Genomic DNA, 17,367 nt, shown 5'->3' with positions numbered 1-17,367 from the left:
AAGTCGCCCAAACAAGGTGGCGAGAACTTCCGATTTCTACAAGCGTGAGAGGAGCGCCTGCAACCTTGTCAACCTCCAGCTTCGGGCAAGCCAGTATGGGTACGCCTGCGTTATTAGACGTCGGGTCTGGATAGTTGATGGCTTCTTCAGAGCCCGATTGGACAGCCGCGCTGGCCGCTGCTGTTTTGATGAACGTAAGGGTTTTGATGCATGACCACGATCGTTTCTTCCCAGACTCCTAGTCAGATCAGGCTTCTTTCGACGGCCGATATTGCCAAGTGGACGACCGATGATGTGGCCTCGTTGTTCACGAATCAGATCAATGCGCTGACGGCCGACCAGGTCGCAGCGTTGAGCACGGACGATGTCGCGGTCCTCAATTCCCAGCAGCTGGGCGCCATCTCGCGAAACGCGATCGACGGTCTCACCTTCAATCAACTGGCCGTCCTGAGCAAATTCGCAATCGGGAGCTTGAGTACGAGCCAGATTACCGGGCTTACGACAGGGCAAGTGGGCGCGCTTTCAGCAAACCAGGCGGACGCCCTGACGCCCGCTCAGGTGGCTGCCCTCAGCTGCTCGCAACTCGCTGCTCTGAGCACGGACGATCTCGCCGGCTTCTCGGCCGCCGATATGGCGGCGATCAGCTACAGAGCCATACCGGGCCTGTCGACGAGCGCCATCGCGGTGCTGACGCCCCAGCAAATGGCGGCTCTCAGCACAAGCGCATTCTTCGGCCTGACGACCAATCAGATTGCCAGCCTCTCTACCGACCAATTCGCAGCCCTGACGACGGCTCAGATCGGCAGCCTCAAGGCGGCGCAGCTTGCCGGTGTGAGCACGGACGATATTGCCGCACTGTCGACTGCACAGGTTGCGGCCCTGAATACGGCAACGGTTGCAGGTCTGACGTCCCGCCAGCTCGATGCCATGTCCACCGACCAGGTCCAGGCCTTGTCGTCCTTGCAGGTGAAGTCGCTGAGCTCCACGCAGATTGCGGCACTGGGCGTGGAAGACGTCGCCACTTTCTCGACCGCCGATATGGCGGCGATCACCGCCAGGGCCGTATTGGGTCTGGGCACCGACGCTATCGCGGCGCTGTCTACTGCGCAGATCGCTGCCCTGAACACGAGTACCCTTGCCGGTATGACGTCTGGCCAGCTTGCGGCCATGTCGACCCAACAGGTTTCAGCTCTGACGACGGCTCAGATCGGCGCCCTCAAGGTGACGCAGATTGCGGTCATGGGAGCGGATGATATTTCCGCCCTGACGACAGCGCAGGTTGCTGCCCTAAGCACGGCAGCGGTTGCAAGCCTGACGCCCGACCAGCTGGGTGCCATGTCCACCGCGCAGGTTGGCGCATTGACGAGCAGCCAGGTGAAGGCGCTGAGCTCCACTCAGATTGCGGCGTTTGGAGCCGACGATATCGCGACTTTCTCGACGGCCGATATGGCGGCCATCAATGTCAGGGCCATAACGGGCCTGAGCACTGACATCATTGCGGCCCTGACGACTGCGCAGGTTGCGGCTATGAGCGCGACGGCGATTGTGGGCCTGACGACCGACCAGGTCACGGCCCTGTCCACCAAACAGATTGGGGCCCTGACCACGTCCCAGGTTGCCGCCCTCAAGGCACCGCAGCTCGCGGTCATGGGAGCAGATGATATTTCCGCGCTGTCGACGGCGCAGGTTGCCGCCTTGAGCACCGGAGCGATCGCGAGCCTGACGACTGACCAGCTCGGCGCCATGTCCACCGCTCAGGTGGAGGCGTTGACGAGCACCCAGGTAAAGGCGTTGAGCTCCACGCAGCTTGCGGCGCTGGGGACGGAAGACATCGCCACTTTCTCGACCGCCGACATGGCAATGATCGGTTTTGCGGCAGCAGCCGGATTGTCCACGAGCGATATTGCAGCGTTGTCGACGGCGCAGGTCGCCGCGCTGAATGCGAGCACGGTCGGGCGGCTAACGACAGACCAACTCGGCGCACTCTCAGGCGCGCAGGTCGCGGCTTTGAGCACGGCGGGAGTTGCTGCCCTGACGACGGCACAGGTCGCCTCGTTTTCCGCCGCACAGGTCGCCTCCCTCACGACAGCCCAGGTCGGTGTGCTTAAGCCAAATCAGATCGCGTTCATGACGGTGGACGAAATTGCCGCGTTCTCCGCAGCGCAGATTGCCGCCCTGAACACAAGCGCGATCACGGGCCTGCGGTCCGATCAGCTGGCCGGGTTGTCCCCGGCCCAGGTAGCGGCGCTGACGTCCACGCAGGTTGCCACGCTGAACTCGTCGCAGCTCGCCGCCCTCAGTCCGGCCGACCTAGCGGCCTTCTCGACTTCCGACATAGCGGCAATCGCTGCGAAAGCCGTATCGGGCCTGAGCACGGACGCGATCGCAGCCCTTTCCGCGGCTCAGCTCGCCGCCCTGAGCAATTCCACGATCGGCGGCCTGTCGACCACTCAGGTCGTAGCCCTGAGCTTTAATCAGATCAACGCCTTGTCCAGCGCGCAGCTCGGCGCGCTTAGCGCGGCACAGGTCGCCGTTCTGACCACCGCTGACATTGCCGGTCTTTCAACGGACCAGATCGCTGCCCTCAGCGCCTCCGGCATCAGCGGCCTGACGTCCGACCAGATCGCCGCTCTGAAAACGAGCCAGGTCGCGGCCCTGTCCACCAAGCAGGTTGCGGTACTCAGCTCGGCGCAGGTCGCGCCCCTGAATATGGACGATATTCATGCCCTCTCGACGACGGCAATGGCTGCACTCAGCTCCAACGGAGTGGCGGGCCTTAGCTCGGCGGCCATCGCGGCTCTTTCGGTCGCACAGATTACGGCTTTGGCGACCGGGGCGATCGTTGCTCTGAGGACCGATCAGATCGATGCCATGTCCACCGCGCAGGTGGGGGCGCTATCCGCCGCGCAGGTGAAGTCGCTCAGTTCCACCCAGCTTGCGGCACTGGGAGCCGACGACATAGCGACGTTCTCGACTGACGATATGGCGGCGATCACCACCAAGGCAGCTGCGGGCCTCAGTTCAGCGGCCATCGCGGCCCTTTCCGCTGCCCAGATCGCCGCCTTGAGCACCAGCGCAATCGCGGGCCTGACACCCAGCCAGATCGCCGCCCTGCGCACCGACCAGGTTGCCTCATTGTCTACCGGCGAGCTCGCGGCGCTGAGTTCTGCGCAGGCAGCAGCCTTGGGGCTCGATGACATTGCGGCTCTCTCGCCTGACCAGATCGCCGCTTTGGGCTCGAGCGCAATTGCAGGCCTGTCATCCGATCAGATCGCCGCTCTGCGCACCGACCAGGCCGCAGCGCTATCGACAAAGCAGATCGCAGCACTTTCTTCCAATCAGATCGCCGCCTTGAGTGCGGTCGATTTGGCGACGTTCTCGACCGCCGATATTGCTGCGATCAGCGCCAAGGCTGTGCCGGGTCTGGGAACAGGCGCCATTGCGGCGCTTTCTTCCGATCAGATCGCAGCTTTGAGTGCAAGCGCCATTACGGCCCTCACGACTGATCAAATCGGCGCCTTGTCCGCTGCGCAGGTTGAAGCGCTGACCCCGTCCCAGGTTTCTGCGTTGAGTTCCGCGCAGCTGGGATCGTTGGGCGCGGACGACATAGCGACGTTCTCGACAGCCGATATCGCTGCAATCAACTCAAAGGCGATATCGGGCCTGAGCACAGGCGTTATTGCAGCACTTTCTGCGGACCAGCTTTCGGCCCTCAGCACCACTGCGATCGCAGGCCTGACGACGGACCAGATCAATGCATTGAGCACTGACGAGGTGGCAGCCTTGTCCACCAAGCAGATTGCGGCGTTGAGTTCGACACAGGCGGCTGCCTTGAGCCCGGACGCGATCGCGGTCCTGTCGACTGGCCAGATCGTCGCCTTCAGCACGTCCGCCATCGTGGGCTTCTCGACCAAACAGATTGCCGCCCTCGATAGCAGCCAGATTCAGGCGCTCACGCCTGCCGAGGTGGGCGCCCTCAGTTCGACACAGCTCTCCGCCTTGGATGCGGACGATGTGGCACTGCTCTCGACGCAGGATCTCGCGGCGATCGGGTCCAACGCCATATCCGGGCTTTCCACTGATATCATAGCAGGCCTCTCGTCGGACCAGATCGCCGCCCTTAGCGCGGCCGCCATCTCGGGCCTGTCCACGAAGCAGGCTGCTGTCCTGAGCACCGGTCAGATCGACATGCTGTCGACCAAGCAGGTTGCGGCGCTGAGTTCGGCACAGATCGCCGCCTTGAGCACGGACGACGTCGCGGCCCTGTCGACGGCGCAGATTGCCGCCCTGAGCGCGGGTGCCGTTTCGGGCATGACGACAGCGCAGGTTGGTGCTCTAAGCACTCAGCAGGCGGACGCCCTGACGGCAGCCCAGCTCGGCGCACTTAACTCGAAGCAGCTTGCGGTGCTCGGAACGGATGTCATCGCAGCGCTTTCGACGAAGGATATTGCGGCACTCAACGCAAGCGCCGTAGCGGGCTTGTCTACGGATACGATCGCCGCTCTCACGACGGCACAGATCGCCGCTCTCAGCACAGCCGGGATAGCTGGCCTGACAACCACCCAGATCGCGGCCCTGAGCACTGACCAGGTCGGGGCCTTGACTGCAGCCCAGCTCGGCGCACTCGGTTCCAAACAGCTTTCGGCCCTCAGCACAGACGACGTTGCCGCGCTCTCAACGGCCGATATTGCAGCGCTTAATCCGAACGCCGTTTCGGGTCTGTCGACGGACGCGGTCGCTGTCCTGTCGACGAACCAGATTGCCGCCTTCAGCACATCGGCCATTGCGGGTCTTTCGACCAAACAGATTGCGGCCTTCAGCGCCAGCCAGATCCAGGCGCTGACGTCTGCCGAGGTGGGCGCCCTGAGCTCTACGCAGCTTGCGGCCTTGGGTGCGGACGATGTGGCAATGTTCTCGACGCAGGACCTCGCGGCTATCGGTTCGAACGCCATATCCGGGCTCTCCACGGATATCATAGCGGGCCTCTCGTCGGCTCAGATCGGGGCCCTTAGCGCAGCCGCCATCTCGGGCCTTTCCGCCAAGCAGGCGGCGGTATTGAGCAGCAATCAGATCGGCGCCTTGTCTACCAAGCAGGTCGCGGCGATGAATTCGGCGCAGATCGGCGCCCTGAGCACGAACGACGTCGCGGCCCTCTCGACAGCGCAGATTGCCGCCTTGAGCGTGAACGCTGCGTCGGGCCTGACGGCTGCGCAGGTTGCTGCCATGAGCACGCAACAGACCGGAGCCTTGACGCCAGCCCAGCTTGCCGCGTTGACGTCCAAGCAGCTTGCATCCCTCAGCCCGGAGGGCGTCGCAGCCCTTTCGACAAAGGATATTGCCGCGCTCAGCTCAAGCGCCGTAGCAGGCTTGTCGACGGATGCGCTGGCCGCCTTCACGACGGATCAGATCGCCGCACTCAGCGCAGCTGGCATTGCCGGCCTGTCGAGCGCGCAGATTGCCGCCTTGAAGCCGGCTCAGATCGAAGCCTTGTCGACGGCCCAGGTTCACACGCTGACCTCCAAACAGGTTTCGGGCTTGGGAGCGGTCGACATCGCGGCGCTTTCGACCGATCAGATTGCCGCCTTCAGCACGGGTGCCATTGCCGGGCTTTCCACCGACCAGATGGCCGAGTTGAACTCCGACCAGATCGCAGCGCTGACGACGGCGCAGGTCGCCGCTCTCACCTCGACGCAGATTTCCGCCTTGGGCTCGGACGACATCGCGGCCTTCTCGTTGCAGGATATCGCGGCGATCAACTCAAGCGCGATATCGGGCCTGTCCACCGATAGCATAGCCTCCTTGACCGATGATGAGATCGGCGCCTTGTCGACAGCCGCCATCGCCGGCCTTTCCACCGATCAGGTCGCCGCATTGGGCACCGCGCAGATCGGAGATTTGACGAACGCTCAGGTCGGCGCATTCGGCTCCAAGCAGGTTGCAGCACTTGGAACAGACGAAATAGCGGCTCTTTCGGCCAGCCAGATCGCCGCCATGGGCACGAATGGCATAGCAGGCCTGACGACGGACCAGGTTGGTGCGCTGACCACCGAACAGGTCGAAGCCCTGACGAACGCCCAGGTCGGCGCGTTGAACTCCACGCAGATCGCTGCTCTGGGAACCGATGATCTCGGGGTTTTCTCGCCGAGCGATATCGCAGCCATCAACTCCAATGCGATCTCCGGCCTGTCCACGGACACGATTGCGGCTCTTTCGCAAGCGCAGATCGCCGCCCTCGGCACATCAGGCATTTCCGGCCTCACAACCAATCAGATCGCCGTCTTGAGCACCGATCAGGTCGAAGCCCTGACGACAGCCCAGGTCGCCGCGCTCAACTCTGGTCAGATCGCGGCGCTGGGAACCGACGATCTCGCGGCCTTCTCCGCTGCCGATATCGCCGCGATCAGTTCCAAAGCGATATCGGGCCTGTCCACGGACACGCTTGCCGCACTTTCGCCTGACCAGATCGCCGGTCTTGGCACGGCGGGCATTTCCGGCCTGACGAGTGTGCAGATCGCCGCTTTGAGTACGGATCAGGTGGGCGCCCTGACGACAGCCCAGATCGCCGCTCTCGGCGGCGCCCAGGTCGCGGCACTGAATACGGCGGATATCGAAGCTCTGTCGAACAGTCAGATCGCTGCCTTGAGCACAAACGGCATCGGCGGCCTGGGCAGCGATCAGGTCGCGGCCTTGAGTGTCGATCAGATCGGATCGTTTTCCACCAAGCAGCTTAACGCGCTGACTTCGCTTGGCGTGGAGGGACTGTCGGCGCAGGACTTGAACAGCTTCTCCAGCACAAGACTTGCAGCACTCAACTCCAATGCCATAACGGGGCTGCCTACGGAATTCATCACGTCACTTTCCGCCTCCCAGATCGCCGGCTTGGGCACGTCGGTCATTGCCGGCCTGAGCAGCGATCAGGTCGCAGCGTTGAGCGCAGATCAGATCAATGCGCTTTCCACCAGTCAGATCGCCGCCCTGAGCGCGGCGGGCCTGGCGGGTCTATCGACGGATGATGTGAAGGGATTCTCGACCAAGGAACTCCAGTCGATCAACCCGTCATCCATAAGAGGGCTGTCCGATGCGGTTATCGAGTCCCTTTCTGACGACGAGATTGCGGCTCTGTCGACGGGCCAGATCAGCGGATTGAGCTTCGGTCAGGTTATCCATATGAGCACGGGTCAGATCGCAGCACTGTCAACGACGCAGATCGGCGCCCTGACCACTGTGCAGCTTTTGGCTCTCAGCACGGACGACCTTGCGCAGTTCACTACGTCAGATATCGCTGCCATGGGCACGGGTGCCATCTCGGGTCTGAGCACGGCGGCCATCGCATCGCTGACGACGGCGCAGGCCCAGGCTCTGACGTCAGACCAGGTCGGCGGCCTATCGTCAACGCAGGTGGCGGCGCTGACCACAGATCAGCTGGCGGGCTTCTCCACTCAGGATATCGCATCCTTCAGTTCGGCCGGTCTGACGGGCCTGTCCACTGGCGACATTACGCATCTGTCGCGGGACCAGCTGGATACCCTGATGGATACGCAGATGAAGTCCTTGAGCCAGGATCAGATCGCGACGATCATTTCGCTTTATATGGCGAGCTGATCCTCAACATCGGACAGGTACCGCACGCACGACGCACGCCGGAGCTTTTCATGGCTCCGGCGCAGTGATTCTGGTAAGCCGGTGCCGGCGCGGCGCCCATCGCTTACAGCTCCATCAGCCCCAAAATCGAAATCGACATGTCGGGACGAACGAGCATTGTCTTTTGTCGACAAAAAATTGTTGACAGTTAACCGTTGCTCCTTCTTTATTCCTGTCGAGAGCCGATGAACCGGCGGCCGCGCAATGATGGAGGAATAAGCTCATGGACAAGACGGTGGATAAGGGCCTTACGAAATACGTTGCTGCCTTCGTTGCCGATGCCAAGGTCAAGGATCTGCCAGAGGATGTCGTTGAGCTTGGGAAGAAGCACATCCTCGATGGTATCGGGCTCGCGCTTTCGGGTGCGGTGGCCCATAGCGGCGCGATCGTCCTTCGCCATCTCGATGAACTGGGCCTTCAAAGCGGTGTCGCGACCGTGATCGGGATGAACCGCAAGGTCGCACCGCGCTTCGCCGCCTTTGCCAACGGCGTCGGAATTCACGCCGACGACTACGACGACACCCAGCTCGCCGTGGCAGCGGACCGCGTCTATGGTCTCTTGACCCATCCGACTGCCCCGGCGCTGCCGGCGGCACTGGCAATGGGCGAAATGGCCAAGGCGTCGGGCGCAGACGTCATGCTCGCCTACCATCTCGGCGTCGAGGTGGAGTGCAAGATTGCCGAAGCGATAGCTCCGCGCCACTACCAGACCGGTTTCCATGCGACGGCAACCTGCGGAACCTTCGCCGCAGCGGCTGCTGCCTCCGCGCTGATGAAGCTCGACGCCGAAGCAACTGCGCGCGCCCTGTCCATCGCCGGCAGCCAGTCCGCTGGCCTTCGCGAGAATTTCGGCACGATGACGAAGCCGTTCCATGCCGGCCGCTCCTCCGAAAGCGGCGTTGCCGCAGCGCAGTTCGCCTCGCATGGCTGGACGGCGACGGACAAGATCCTCGAGGCGCCGCGCGGCTTCTTCAATGCCGCCGGCGGCGGCTACGATATCGACGCCATCTACCATCGCCTCGGGAGTCCCTGGACCTTCTCGAACCCCGGCATTTCGATCAAGCCGCATCCGTCGGGCTCGCTGACGCATCCCGGCATGACCGAGATGGCGCGCCTCATTCGCGAATATGGAATCAAGGCCGCTGACGTGAAGCATGTTCGCGTCGGAACGAATTCCAATATGCCGAACGCGCTGATCCATCATCGCCCGCAGGATGAACTGCAGGCGAAATTCTCGATGGAATTCTGCATGGCGATCCTGCTGCTGGACGGTCGCGCCGGCCTCGGTGAATTTACCGACGCCACCACACAGCGCCCCGACGTCAAGGCGATGATCGAAAAGGTCGATTTCGTCGTCGACGAGAAGGCTGAAAAGGCCGGCTACCACAAGATGACCACGATCATCGACATCACTCTGAACGATGGCCGCGTCATCCATGGCGAAGCCGATTTCGGCAAGGGAAGCCCGGCAAACCCGATGAGCTACGATGAAGTCGCCGAGAAGTTTCGCGAGAATGCCGGCCATGCCGGGTTGAAGCGCGATGCCGCGGAAGAGGTGATCACGCTCGTTCATGAACTCGAGCGGCAGCCATCCATCGAGCGGCTTATGGGCCTTGTTGCAAAGATCGGCTGAGATCGGGCTAAAGAGACAGGGCGCTCACGCTTTCAGGAGGAAATCGAACATGTCCGCACATAATATTGCCGTCATCGGCGGGGACGGGATCGGAACGGAGGTCGTGGAAGCCGGCGTTCGCGTCCTGGAGGCGCTGGCGACGGTGCAGCCCGACTTGTCGTTTGCGTTCAAGCGTTTCGACTGGGGTTCGGATTACTATCGGCGCAATGGCCGGATGATGCCGGAAGACGGGCTTGCCCAGATCGCCGGTGCCGACGCGATCTATTTCGGCGCGGTGGGCGATCCGAACCTGCCCGATGACATTACCCTTTGGGGTCTGCGTCTGGCGATCTGCCAGGGCTTCGATCAGTTTGCCAACGTTCGCCCGACGCGCCTGCTGCCGGGCCTTGTCGGTCCACTGCGGCCGGAACTCGGCCAGCAGATCGACTGGGTCATTGTCCGTGAAAACAGCGAGGGCGAATATGCCGGCGTTGGCGGGCGGGCGCATCGTGGTCTTCCGATCGAAGTCGGCATGGACGTCGCCGTCTTCACCAGAACCGGGATCGAGCGCATCGCACGCTTCGCCTGCGATCTGGCATCGGGGCGCCCGCGCAAGCTGCTTACCGTGGTCACCAAATCGAACGCGCAGCGCCATGGCATGGTGCTGTGGGACGAGGTGGTGCGCGAAGTGATCCGCGACTATCCGGATCTCACGGTCGACTGGATGCTGGTCGATGCGATGACGCAGCGCATGGTCAACAAGCCCGGAAGCATCGATACCGTGCTTGCAACGAACCTCCATGCCGACATCCTGTCGGATCTCGCAGCGGCGCTCGGCGGCTCGCTCGGCATCGGCTCGACAGCCAATATCGATCCTTCGCGGCACCGGCCATCGATGTTCGAGCCCATCCACGGTTCGGCCTTCGACATCATGGGGAAGGGTATTGCCAATCCGCTCGGCTCGTTCTGGACGGCAAGCCTGATGCTCGAGCATCTCGGCGAACCGCAAGCTGCCCGGACGCTCATGAACGCAATCGAGGTCGTCACAAGTCGCCGTGAGCATCTGAGCCCGGATTTGGGCGGCAGCGCGAACACGGCTGAGGTTACCGACGCAATCATCGCTGCGTTGAAGGGAGATAATAGCTAAGCCGGCGTCACCCTCGGAACCGCTCGCGATATTCGTGCGGGCCGGTGCCGAGGCGTTTTCTGAACGCGCGCCGCATTGTTTCGGGACTTGAGAAACCGCAGCGGGAGGCAACCCGCTGCAGAGGCGTATCCGTATCTTCGAGCAGCCGACGAGCCGCATCGACGCGTGCGAGTTCCACGAAATCCGCAGGCGTGGTTCCGGTTTCGCCTTGAAAGACCCGCGTGAAGTTGCGGACGCTCATCGCCGCCCGCTCGGCAAGCACATTCAGGCTGAGATCAAGCGAGAGATGGTCGAGCGCCCAATGCTGTACAGTCTGTATTCTGCCCTCGGTCGCGACCTGCGCTGCCAGATGGGCGCTGAATTGTGACTGCCCGCCCGGCCGTTTCAGAAAGACGACCAGCCGGCGCGCCACCATCAGCGCCAGCTCGCGCCCATGGTCATCCTCGATAAGCTTCAATGCCAAGTCGATACCCGCCGTGACCCCCGCGGATGTATAGAGCGCGCCGTCCTCCACGAATATCTGGTCGGGCACGACCTTGATTGCGGGGAACCGCTCCGCCAGTTCAGCGGCATGCTGCCAGTGGGTCGTGGCATTCAGGTCATCGAGCAACCCCGCGGCAGCAAGAAAAAACGCGCCGGTGCATACGGATCCATGGCGGCGCGTCTGCGGCACGCGCCGCCGGAGCCATGTATGCAGTTGGTCGCTCGAATAGGCCTGTGCGTAGTCCGGCGTGCCCGCGACCAAAAGTGTGTCGGCGGAAAAATCCGGATCGAAGATGGATCCATCGGTGACAAGAGACATCCCGCCCGCCTTTACGACCCGCTCCGGCGTCGTCGACAGCAGTCGCACATCGTAGAGCGCCGCCTCGCCCGGCGACTGTCGATTGGCCTCCAGAAAGGCATCGAACGGCCCGGAAACATCCAGCGATTGGGCATTGGGCGGCACGACGATCACGATGCGCCTTGGCCGATGCTGCGCGTTCACCGTTCAAGATCCCTTCTCAGGTCGAACACGGCCAAATCTGCCGGTCCTTTGGCCAGATATGCTGGCTGAACGAAATTGTGGCCAAGGTAGCAAAGATCTATTCTTTCTCAAGTCGAAAACGAAGAGAGAGGTAGATCATGTATAAACTGTACTATTACCCCGAAAATGCAAACGCGGCACCGCATATGATTCTCGAAGAAATTGGGGAATCATATGAATTGATGTTCGTCGATCGAGCAAAAAATGCGCAGAAATCGCCGGAATATCTGGAGATAAACCCGAATGGTCGCATTCCCGCTCTGGAAGATGGAGATCTTATAGTCAACGAAGCCGCTGCCATCGTTCTTCATCTTGTCGACAAACACCCGCAGGCCGGTCTTGCGCCGAAATTCGGCACGCCGGATCGCGCCAAATTCTATCAGTGGCTCATTTTCCTGACCAACTCCCTGCAGGAAGAGTTGATGGTCTGGCAGTATCCGGAACGTGTCAGCGGTGACGATGCCGCTGCCATAGACGTCATCCGGCGCGGCGCCGAGGCGCGCGCGAGCAATTTCCTCGATGTGATTGAAGACCATCTCGGGGCAAACGGTCCCTTCGTGCTCGGGAACAAGCTCAGCGCGGTCGATTTCTACCTCGTGATGCTGGCGCGCTGGGCTCGCCCCATGGCCAACCCGCCGCGTAGCCGTCCGCATGTCGCCAAGCTTCTCGACCGGATGACGGCGCTCCCCGCCGTGCGCCGTGCCTATGAGCGCGAAGGCGTTACCGACGAAATCTGCTGAAGTTGGATCAATCCGCCGGTGGCCAAGGCCCCGCGCCCGGAAAGGAAACTCTGATGTCGAACTCCCTGAAAAGCCGCAACACGCCTGATCGCATGGATCTCCCTTTCGTCGGCCTTGCCACTTTCGCCGGCCAGCCCGCCTGCGAGGATTGGGACAAGCTGGATGGCGCCGACGTCGCCATCCTCGGCATTCCGATCGACACGGCCTCCAGCTACCGCGTCGGCACGCGCTTCGGACCTCGCTCCATCCGCGAAGTCTCGATGTTTCATGGCTTCGGCCCGGAAGGTGTTTTCGATTTCGAGGACGAGGTCACCTATCTCATCGCCGACGAAGTGAAGATCGTCGACGCCGGCGATAGCGACGTGATCTATGCCGATACCAAACGCAGCCTTGCCAATGCCGAACAGGCCGTTCGCGCCTTGCTTGACGCCAAGGTCATGCCCTACATCCTGGGTGGGGATCACGCCATCACAATGGCGACGGTCGCGGCCTATTCGAACGAGAAGCCGATTCATATTGTTCATCTAGATGCCCATTTCGACTTCATCGACGAGCGCAATGGGATCAGCTGGGGTCATGGCAGCCCGATGCGCCGCGCGTCCGAAATGGCGCATGTGAAGGGCATCACCACGCTCGGGCCGCACAATATGGCCTCCGTCAGCAAGAAGGACTACGAGGCTGCGAAGGCCTACGGCACCAACATCGTACCGTTACGCAAATTCCGCTCGATTGGCGCAAAGGCCGCCTTGGCTCACATCCCGGATGGTGAACGCGTCTATGTCTCGATTGATATCGACAGCTTCGATCCATCGATCGCGCCGGGTACCGCAACGATCAGTCACGGCGGCTTCACCTATTACGAGGCCAAGGACCTGCTTCGGGAGGTTGCCACGCGCTTCGATGTCGTCGGCGTCGATTTTGTCGAGGTGTCGCCGCCCTATGATCCCTCAGGCGTCACCGCGCTGCTTGCTGCCCGCACGAGCCTGGATTTCATCGGTTCGATCTTCCACGAACGCGCCAAGCGCAGGGCCGGTCAGCCGACCAGCTTGAAATAGAGCCACGCGAGGGCAAAAACGGCAATGACTGTCACGATGATGATCATCTTGCGCATCAGCGGGCGCTGCTTCTTCGGCGGCTTTCGCTTCTGAAATTTGATGACGTTGTCGTTCATCGATCTGATCCCCGGTCCTTCTCTGTCACAGACGAATAGCAGCAGAGGCAGAAATTAAAAAGGGACGAAGGGTTCCCGGCCGGCGCTTTCTCAGCGCTGGCCTTTTTAGCTTGGGTCACGTTGCCAATAGGCGGCAATGCTGAAGCTGTTGCGGTCATAGCCGCTTTCGTTGCGCATGAAATTGCGGATGGAACGCGCCTCCGATTGTTCGCAGGCGACCCAGACATAACCGGGCGCATCGGCGCTGCGGACGATCTGTCTGACGGCGTCCGCAAGGACCCCCGTCGTGCCCGCCGGGCGGCCGTTGCGGTGAACCCATGTCACGGTACTTGTCGCCCTGCAGGCGAGTTCCTGCTCCTCGGCCTCATCCTCGACCTCAAGGAGTATCCGGAGATTGGCGGTTGAGGGGGCCGTGGCCATGATGCGGGCGATGGCGGGAAGCGCCGTCTCGTCGCCTGCAAGGAAGATGTCTTGCGCGTCGGGAGCGCCGCCACCTCCAGGTCCCATGAGCCCCACCCGGTCGCCTGCCCTGGCATTCAGGGCCCAGGACGCGCCTGGCACATTGTCGCCTTCGTGGATGACGAAATCGATATCGAGATGGCCGCGGACAAGATCGATGTTGCGGATCGTATAGGCGCGAACGGTGAGCGCATCCTCGCCCTTCGGCCAGTGGATGCGGCCATCCGGTTCGGTATGAGGCCAGACCGGTTCGCGACCCGTCGGCGGGATCAGCAGGCGAACATGCAGGCCACCATCGCTGAAATGCTGCGCGTCGTGAGTCGCTACCGTGATCCGGCGCATATGCGGCGTCACCATGCGCGCGCCGACGACCGCGACCTCGCGGAAATCCGGGATGCGGGAGGCCTGCGGGCCATCCGCCCAGTGGAGTTCGAGAGGCTCCTCGTTGGCGGCGCTATACAACTGTTCGGCCATCATGCTCCTGATGGTAAAGAGCATAGCTGCGGTCGGGCATCGGATATCGACGAAGATCCGGCCGGATGAGATCGCCATGTTGATGGAGCCGATCGCCGTTTCCAGCTGGGCGCCGGTCGTCGATTTCGTCACCGTCACGTGGTCGCCGAGGCGGCCGCAGATATGGTCCAGCACGCGCTCGCAATTCGGGTGGGTTGCGAAGCCGGATGCAGTAAATCCGATGGTCATTGCGACGGCTCCTTGCGTGTGAGGTGCCAGATGAGGTACGGCCCGCCGATCAGTGCGGCAAACAGGCCGACTGGAATTTGGTAGGGGTAGATCGCCACACGCGACAACCAGTCGGCGATAACAAGCAGGATGCCGCCGAGAAGCAGGCTTGCGGCCAGCTGATGCTGCGGGCGATGAAAGCCGATGAGGCGCGCCAGATGCGGCGCGATCAGTCCCGTCAGACTGAGCGGCCCGATGAGGAATGACGGGATCGCGGTGAGCAGCGCAGCCAGAATGGCCAGCACCAGGCGGCTGCTTACGGCACCAAGCCCGATCGCCCTGGCGGCAGAGCCCCCGAGCGGGAGGATGGAAAGCCAGCGGCTCAGGATGGGGAGCGGCGCGATCAACACCAGCGCTGCAACGACAGCGGTCCAGGCCTCGTAACGGCCGACGCGGTCGGTTGAGCCGGACATCCAGGTGAGCAGGATATAGCCGCGCATGTCGCCCCGGGAGAGTACGATCGTGACTATGGCCATCGACAGCGCCCCGATCGCGACGCCCGCCATCAGCAGCCGCTCCGGTCCGAAGCCGCTGCGGGCGCTGATCGCCAGGATTGCGAGAACTGCGACAAGCGCCCCGAGCGCCATGGCGATCAGCATGATCGTCGGGGAAGGAAAGGCAAACAGAAACAGCGCGGCCGTCAATCCAACACCACCGCCTGAGCTGACGCCCAGGACCTCGGGGCTGGCCAGCGGATTACCCGTCAGTCGCTGCAGGAGGAAGCCCGCGGCCGCCAGCATCGCGCCGGCAGCGGCCGCAACCACCGTGCGGGGCAGGCGAAACGGCAGGAGGTCGGTCAGCGGCTGCCCCATGGCGATCTGCCACCCAGCCGACGTGCGGCCCACTGCAAGCGACAGGAGGAAGAGGGCAAATGCCGCGAGAAGCATGAGGACGAGGATTCGCCCCGGGGATCGCAAAGGTCGCCGCCGGGAGGGTGCAGCCGAATTTTGCACCGCCATCGCCGAATGCAAGCGCGGCAATAAGAAGATCAACAGCGGACCGCCGAGCAGCGCTGTCGCAGCGCCGGCCGGGGCAAGATCGGCAAAGCCGGGAGATAGCAGCTGGACGGCGCAATCCGTCAACAGCAGCAAGCCAGCGCCGGTGATTGGCGCTGCTATCAACAATTGCTCGGTTCTTCGGGCGCCGGCCAGTCGTGCAATGGTCGGTGCCGCAAATCCGAGGAAGCCGATGATGCCGACTTCGGCGGTGACCGCCGCTGCAAGCCAGACGGCAAGCGCCAGGATCGCAAAGCGGGTAGAGTGCAGGGCAACACCCAGGCTCCTCGCGCCTCCGTCGTCGAGCCCCATGATAGCGAGTGGCCTCAGTAGCAGGCCGGCGGCAGCGAGCCCGATCGCAAGCTGTGGGGCGAGCGCGATGACGCCGCTCCAGCTCTGCTGGTTGAGGGCGCCGGCGCCCCAGATGTAGATCGACATGGCGTATTCGCCGCGCGCGAGGACAATGGTTACGCTCAATGCGGCTGCGATGAGGGTCATCACCATGCCCGATAGGGCGACCGTGATCGGCTCGAGCCCGCGGCGCCAGCTCAATGCGATGACGAGCCCGAGAACGATCAGCCCACCGGCAAAGGCCACGAGTTCGCGCGAGAAACCGAGCAGAACAGGAAAGAAACCGATCGAAACCGTGAGCGCCAATTGCGCGCCTGCGGCAATGCCGAGTGTCGAGGCGTCGGCGATCGGATTGCGCAAGACCCGTTGTAGCAGCACGCCTGATAGGCCAATCGCGCCGCCGGCGATCAGCGCGATTGCCCCGCGGGGCAGAAGGCTGTCCCAGAGCAGAATGTTGTCGAGTGTCGCGATGTCAGTGCCGCCGCCGGGCAATTGCGGACGCAGGGCGATAGTGGCGCCGAGGGCAAGGACGCATAGCGTCAGAAGCGCAAGCCCCGCCCGTATCAGCGAAGATCCGGCGGGGACGCGGAGCCGGCTAACTGTTCCATGCATGGCTCAGCCCCTCCGCAAGCAGATCGGCAAAGCGCATTGCGGCCGGCAGCGCGCCATAGGGATTGATCGAGCCGAGCACCAGCACCCGTCCGTCACGAACAGGCGGCAGAGCGTTCCAGAAGGCGCTTGCCTGCAGCTCGGCATAGGCATCGGCGGGATGCGGCGGAATGAGCACGATCCAGGCGTCAGTCATGCTCGCCAGCCGCTCGATGCCGACAGGCGCTGTGGCCGAATAGCTGGTGAGATCAGGCCAGGCATTGGCCAGCCCCGTGCGCGCAAACACTTCGCCAAACATGCTGTCGGAGCCGAAGGCCCGGAAATGGCGCGCATCGCCGAGATTGATCGGCAGGATCGGGCGGTGATCGCCTTTTGCGAACCGGCTCCGATAGACTGTCAGCTTGTCGCGGAGACCGTCGACCAATGCTCGGCCGGATGCAAGACCGAGCCTGTCGCCGATCGCCAGGGTCATCTGTTCCGCAAGCTCATAGGGGCTCTTGCCGGCAATGTAGACGCTGTGGCTCTCGACAGGCGCGATAAGGCGGATGCGATCATCTGCCCAGGCGTAAAAGTTCGAATTGAAGACCAGATCCGGCCTCGCATCGCGCAGGGCCTCGAAATTCGGCGTGCCGCGCAGGCCGAGATCTGCAACGGATGAAGGGACGGCAGGCGTGACGGCGACATCGCGGAACTGCAGCAGTTCGGTGCCGGCAACGAGATTGGCACCGAGTGCCAGCAAAGTTTCGAGGATCGCCCAATCGAAGGTCGCAACGCGGAGATTGGCGTCGGCCGCTTTCGCCTCGAACGTACCGGATACCGCAAGCGTGGACGCCAGAGCCAGAAATCGCCGGCGGGAGAGGGGCCTGTCGATCAAAGG

10 protein-coding genes are annotated in these 17,367 nt (G+C 62.6%); 5 read left to right on the top strand and 5 right to left on the bottom strand.

Annotated features, from left to right (window positions below; all coding sequences use genetic code 11):
• The first annotated feature begins 210 nt into the window (after positions 1-210).
• The 3 genes from DTW90_RS28445 to DTW90_RS28435 all read left to right on the top strand — a co-directional run bounded on the left by DTW90_RS28445 (position 211) and on the right by DTW90_RS28435 (position 10,400).
• Positions 211-7,602 (top strand): hypothetical protein, encoded by a 7,392-nt coding sequence (locus DTW90_RS28445; protein WP_149342742.1) that lies wholly within the window; start codon positions 211-213, stop codon positions 7,600-7,602.
• 262 nt (positions 7,603-7,864) lie between these two features.
• Positions 7,865-9,274: an MmgE/PrpD family protein gene (locus DTW90_RS28440; RefSeq protein ID WP_149342740.1), complete on the top strand. Its 1,410-nt coding sequence runs from the start codon at positions 7,865-7,867 to the stop codon at positions 9,272-9,274.
• A gap of 49 nt (positions 9,275-9,323) precedes the next feature.
• Complete coding sequence (locus DTW90_RS28435; RefSeq protein WP_149342738.1) at positions 9,324-10,400, top strand: tartrate dehydrogenase; 1,077 nt, start codon at positions 9,324-9,326, stop codon at positions 10,398-10,400.
• A gap of 7 nt (positions 10,401-10,407) precedes the next feature.
• Here the strand turns inward: DTW90_RS28435 and DTW90_RS28430 are convergent, their stop codons facing one another.
• On the bottom strand, positions 10,408-11,385 hold the full coding sequence (locus DTW90_RS28430) for a GlxA family transcriptional regulator (protein ID WP_149342736.1): 978 nt from the start codon (positions 11,383-11,385) through the stop codon (positions 10,408-10,410).
• Positions 11,386-11,522: 137 nt separating this feature from the next.
• Here DTW90_RS28430 and DTW90_RS28425 point away from each other — a divergent pair, with 137 nt between their 5' ends.
• Positions 11,523-12,164 (top strand): glutathione S-transferase family protein, encoded by a 642-nt coding sequence (locus DTW90_RS28425; protein WP_149342735.1) that lies wholly within the window; start codon positions 11,523-11,525, stop codon positions 12,162-12,164.
• 53 nt (positions 12,165-12,217) lie between these two features.
• Entirely contained in the window at positions 12,218-13,219 is a 1,002-nt protein-coding gene (locus DTW90_RS28420; protein WP_149342733.1) for an agmatinase, read from the top strand.
• Here DTW90_RS28420 and DTW90_RS37290 read toward each other — a convergent pair.
• The 4 genes from DTW90_RS37290 to DTW90_RS28405 form a co-directional block, all read right to left on the bottom strand.
• Positions 13,198-13,335 (bottom strand): hypothetical protein, encoded by a 138-nt coding sequence (locus tag DTW90_RS37290; RefSeq protein WP_188080087.1) that lies wholly within the window; start codon positions 13,333-13,335, stop codon positions 13,198-13,200. The genes DTW90_RS28420 and DTW90_RS37290 overlap by 22 nt on opposite strands.
• A 105-nt stretch (positions 13,336-13,440) precedes the next feature.
• Positions 13,441-14,496 (bottom strand): siderophore-interacting protein, encoded by a 1,056-nt coding sequence (locus DTW90_RS28415; protein WP_149342731.1) that lies wholly within the window; start codon positions 14,494-14,496, stop codon positions 13,441-13,443.
• Complete coding sequence (gene fhuB / locus DTW90_RS28410; RefSeq protein ID WP_149342729.1) at positions 14,493-16,493, bottom strand: Fe(3+)-hydroxamate ABC transporter permease FhuB; 2,001 nt, start codon at positions 16,491-16,493, stop codon at positions 14,493-14,495. The genes DTW90_RS28415 and fhuB overlap by 4 nt, the downstream gene beginning before the upstream one ends.
• Positions 16,477-17,364, bottom strand: coding sequence for an ABC transporter substrate-binding protein (locus DTW90_RS28405; RefSeq protein WP_149342727.1), 888 nt, complete (start codon positions 17,362-17,364; stop codon positions 16,477-16,479). Before DTW90_RS28405 ends, fhuB begins: the two co-directional genes overlap by 17 nt.
• Positions 17,365-17,367 lie beyond the last annotated feature (3 nt).

The sequence above is a fragment of the Neorhizobium sp. P12A genome, assembly GCF_008365395.1.
In the GTDB taxonomy this organism is placed as follows: domain Bacteria; phylum Pseudomonadota; class Alphaproteobacteria; order Rhizobiales; family Rhizobiaceae; genus Rhizobium.
Note: the sequence above shows the minus strand (reverse complement) of the source record. Positions and strands in the feature narration are given on the sequence as shown.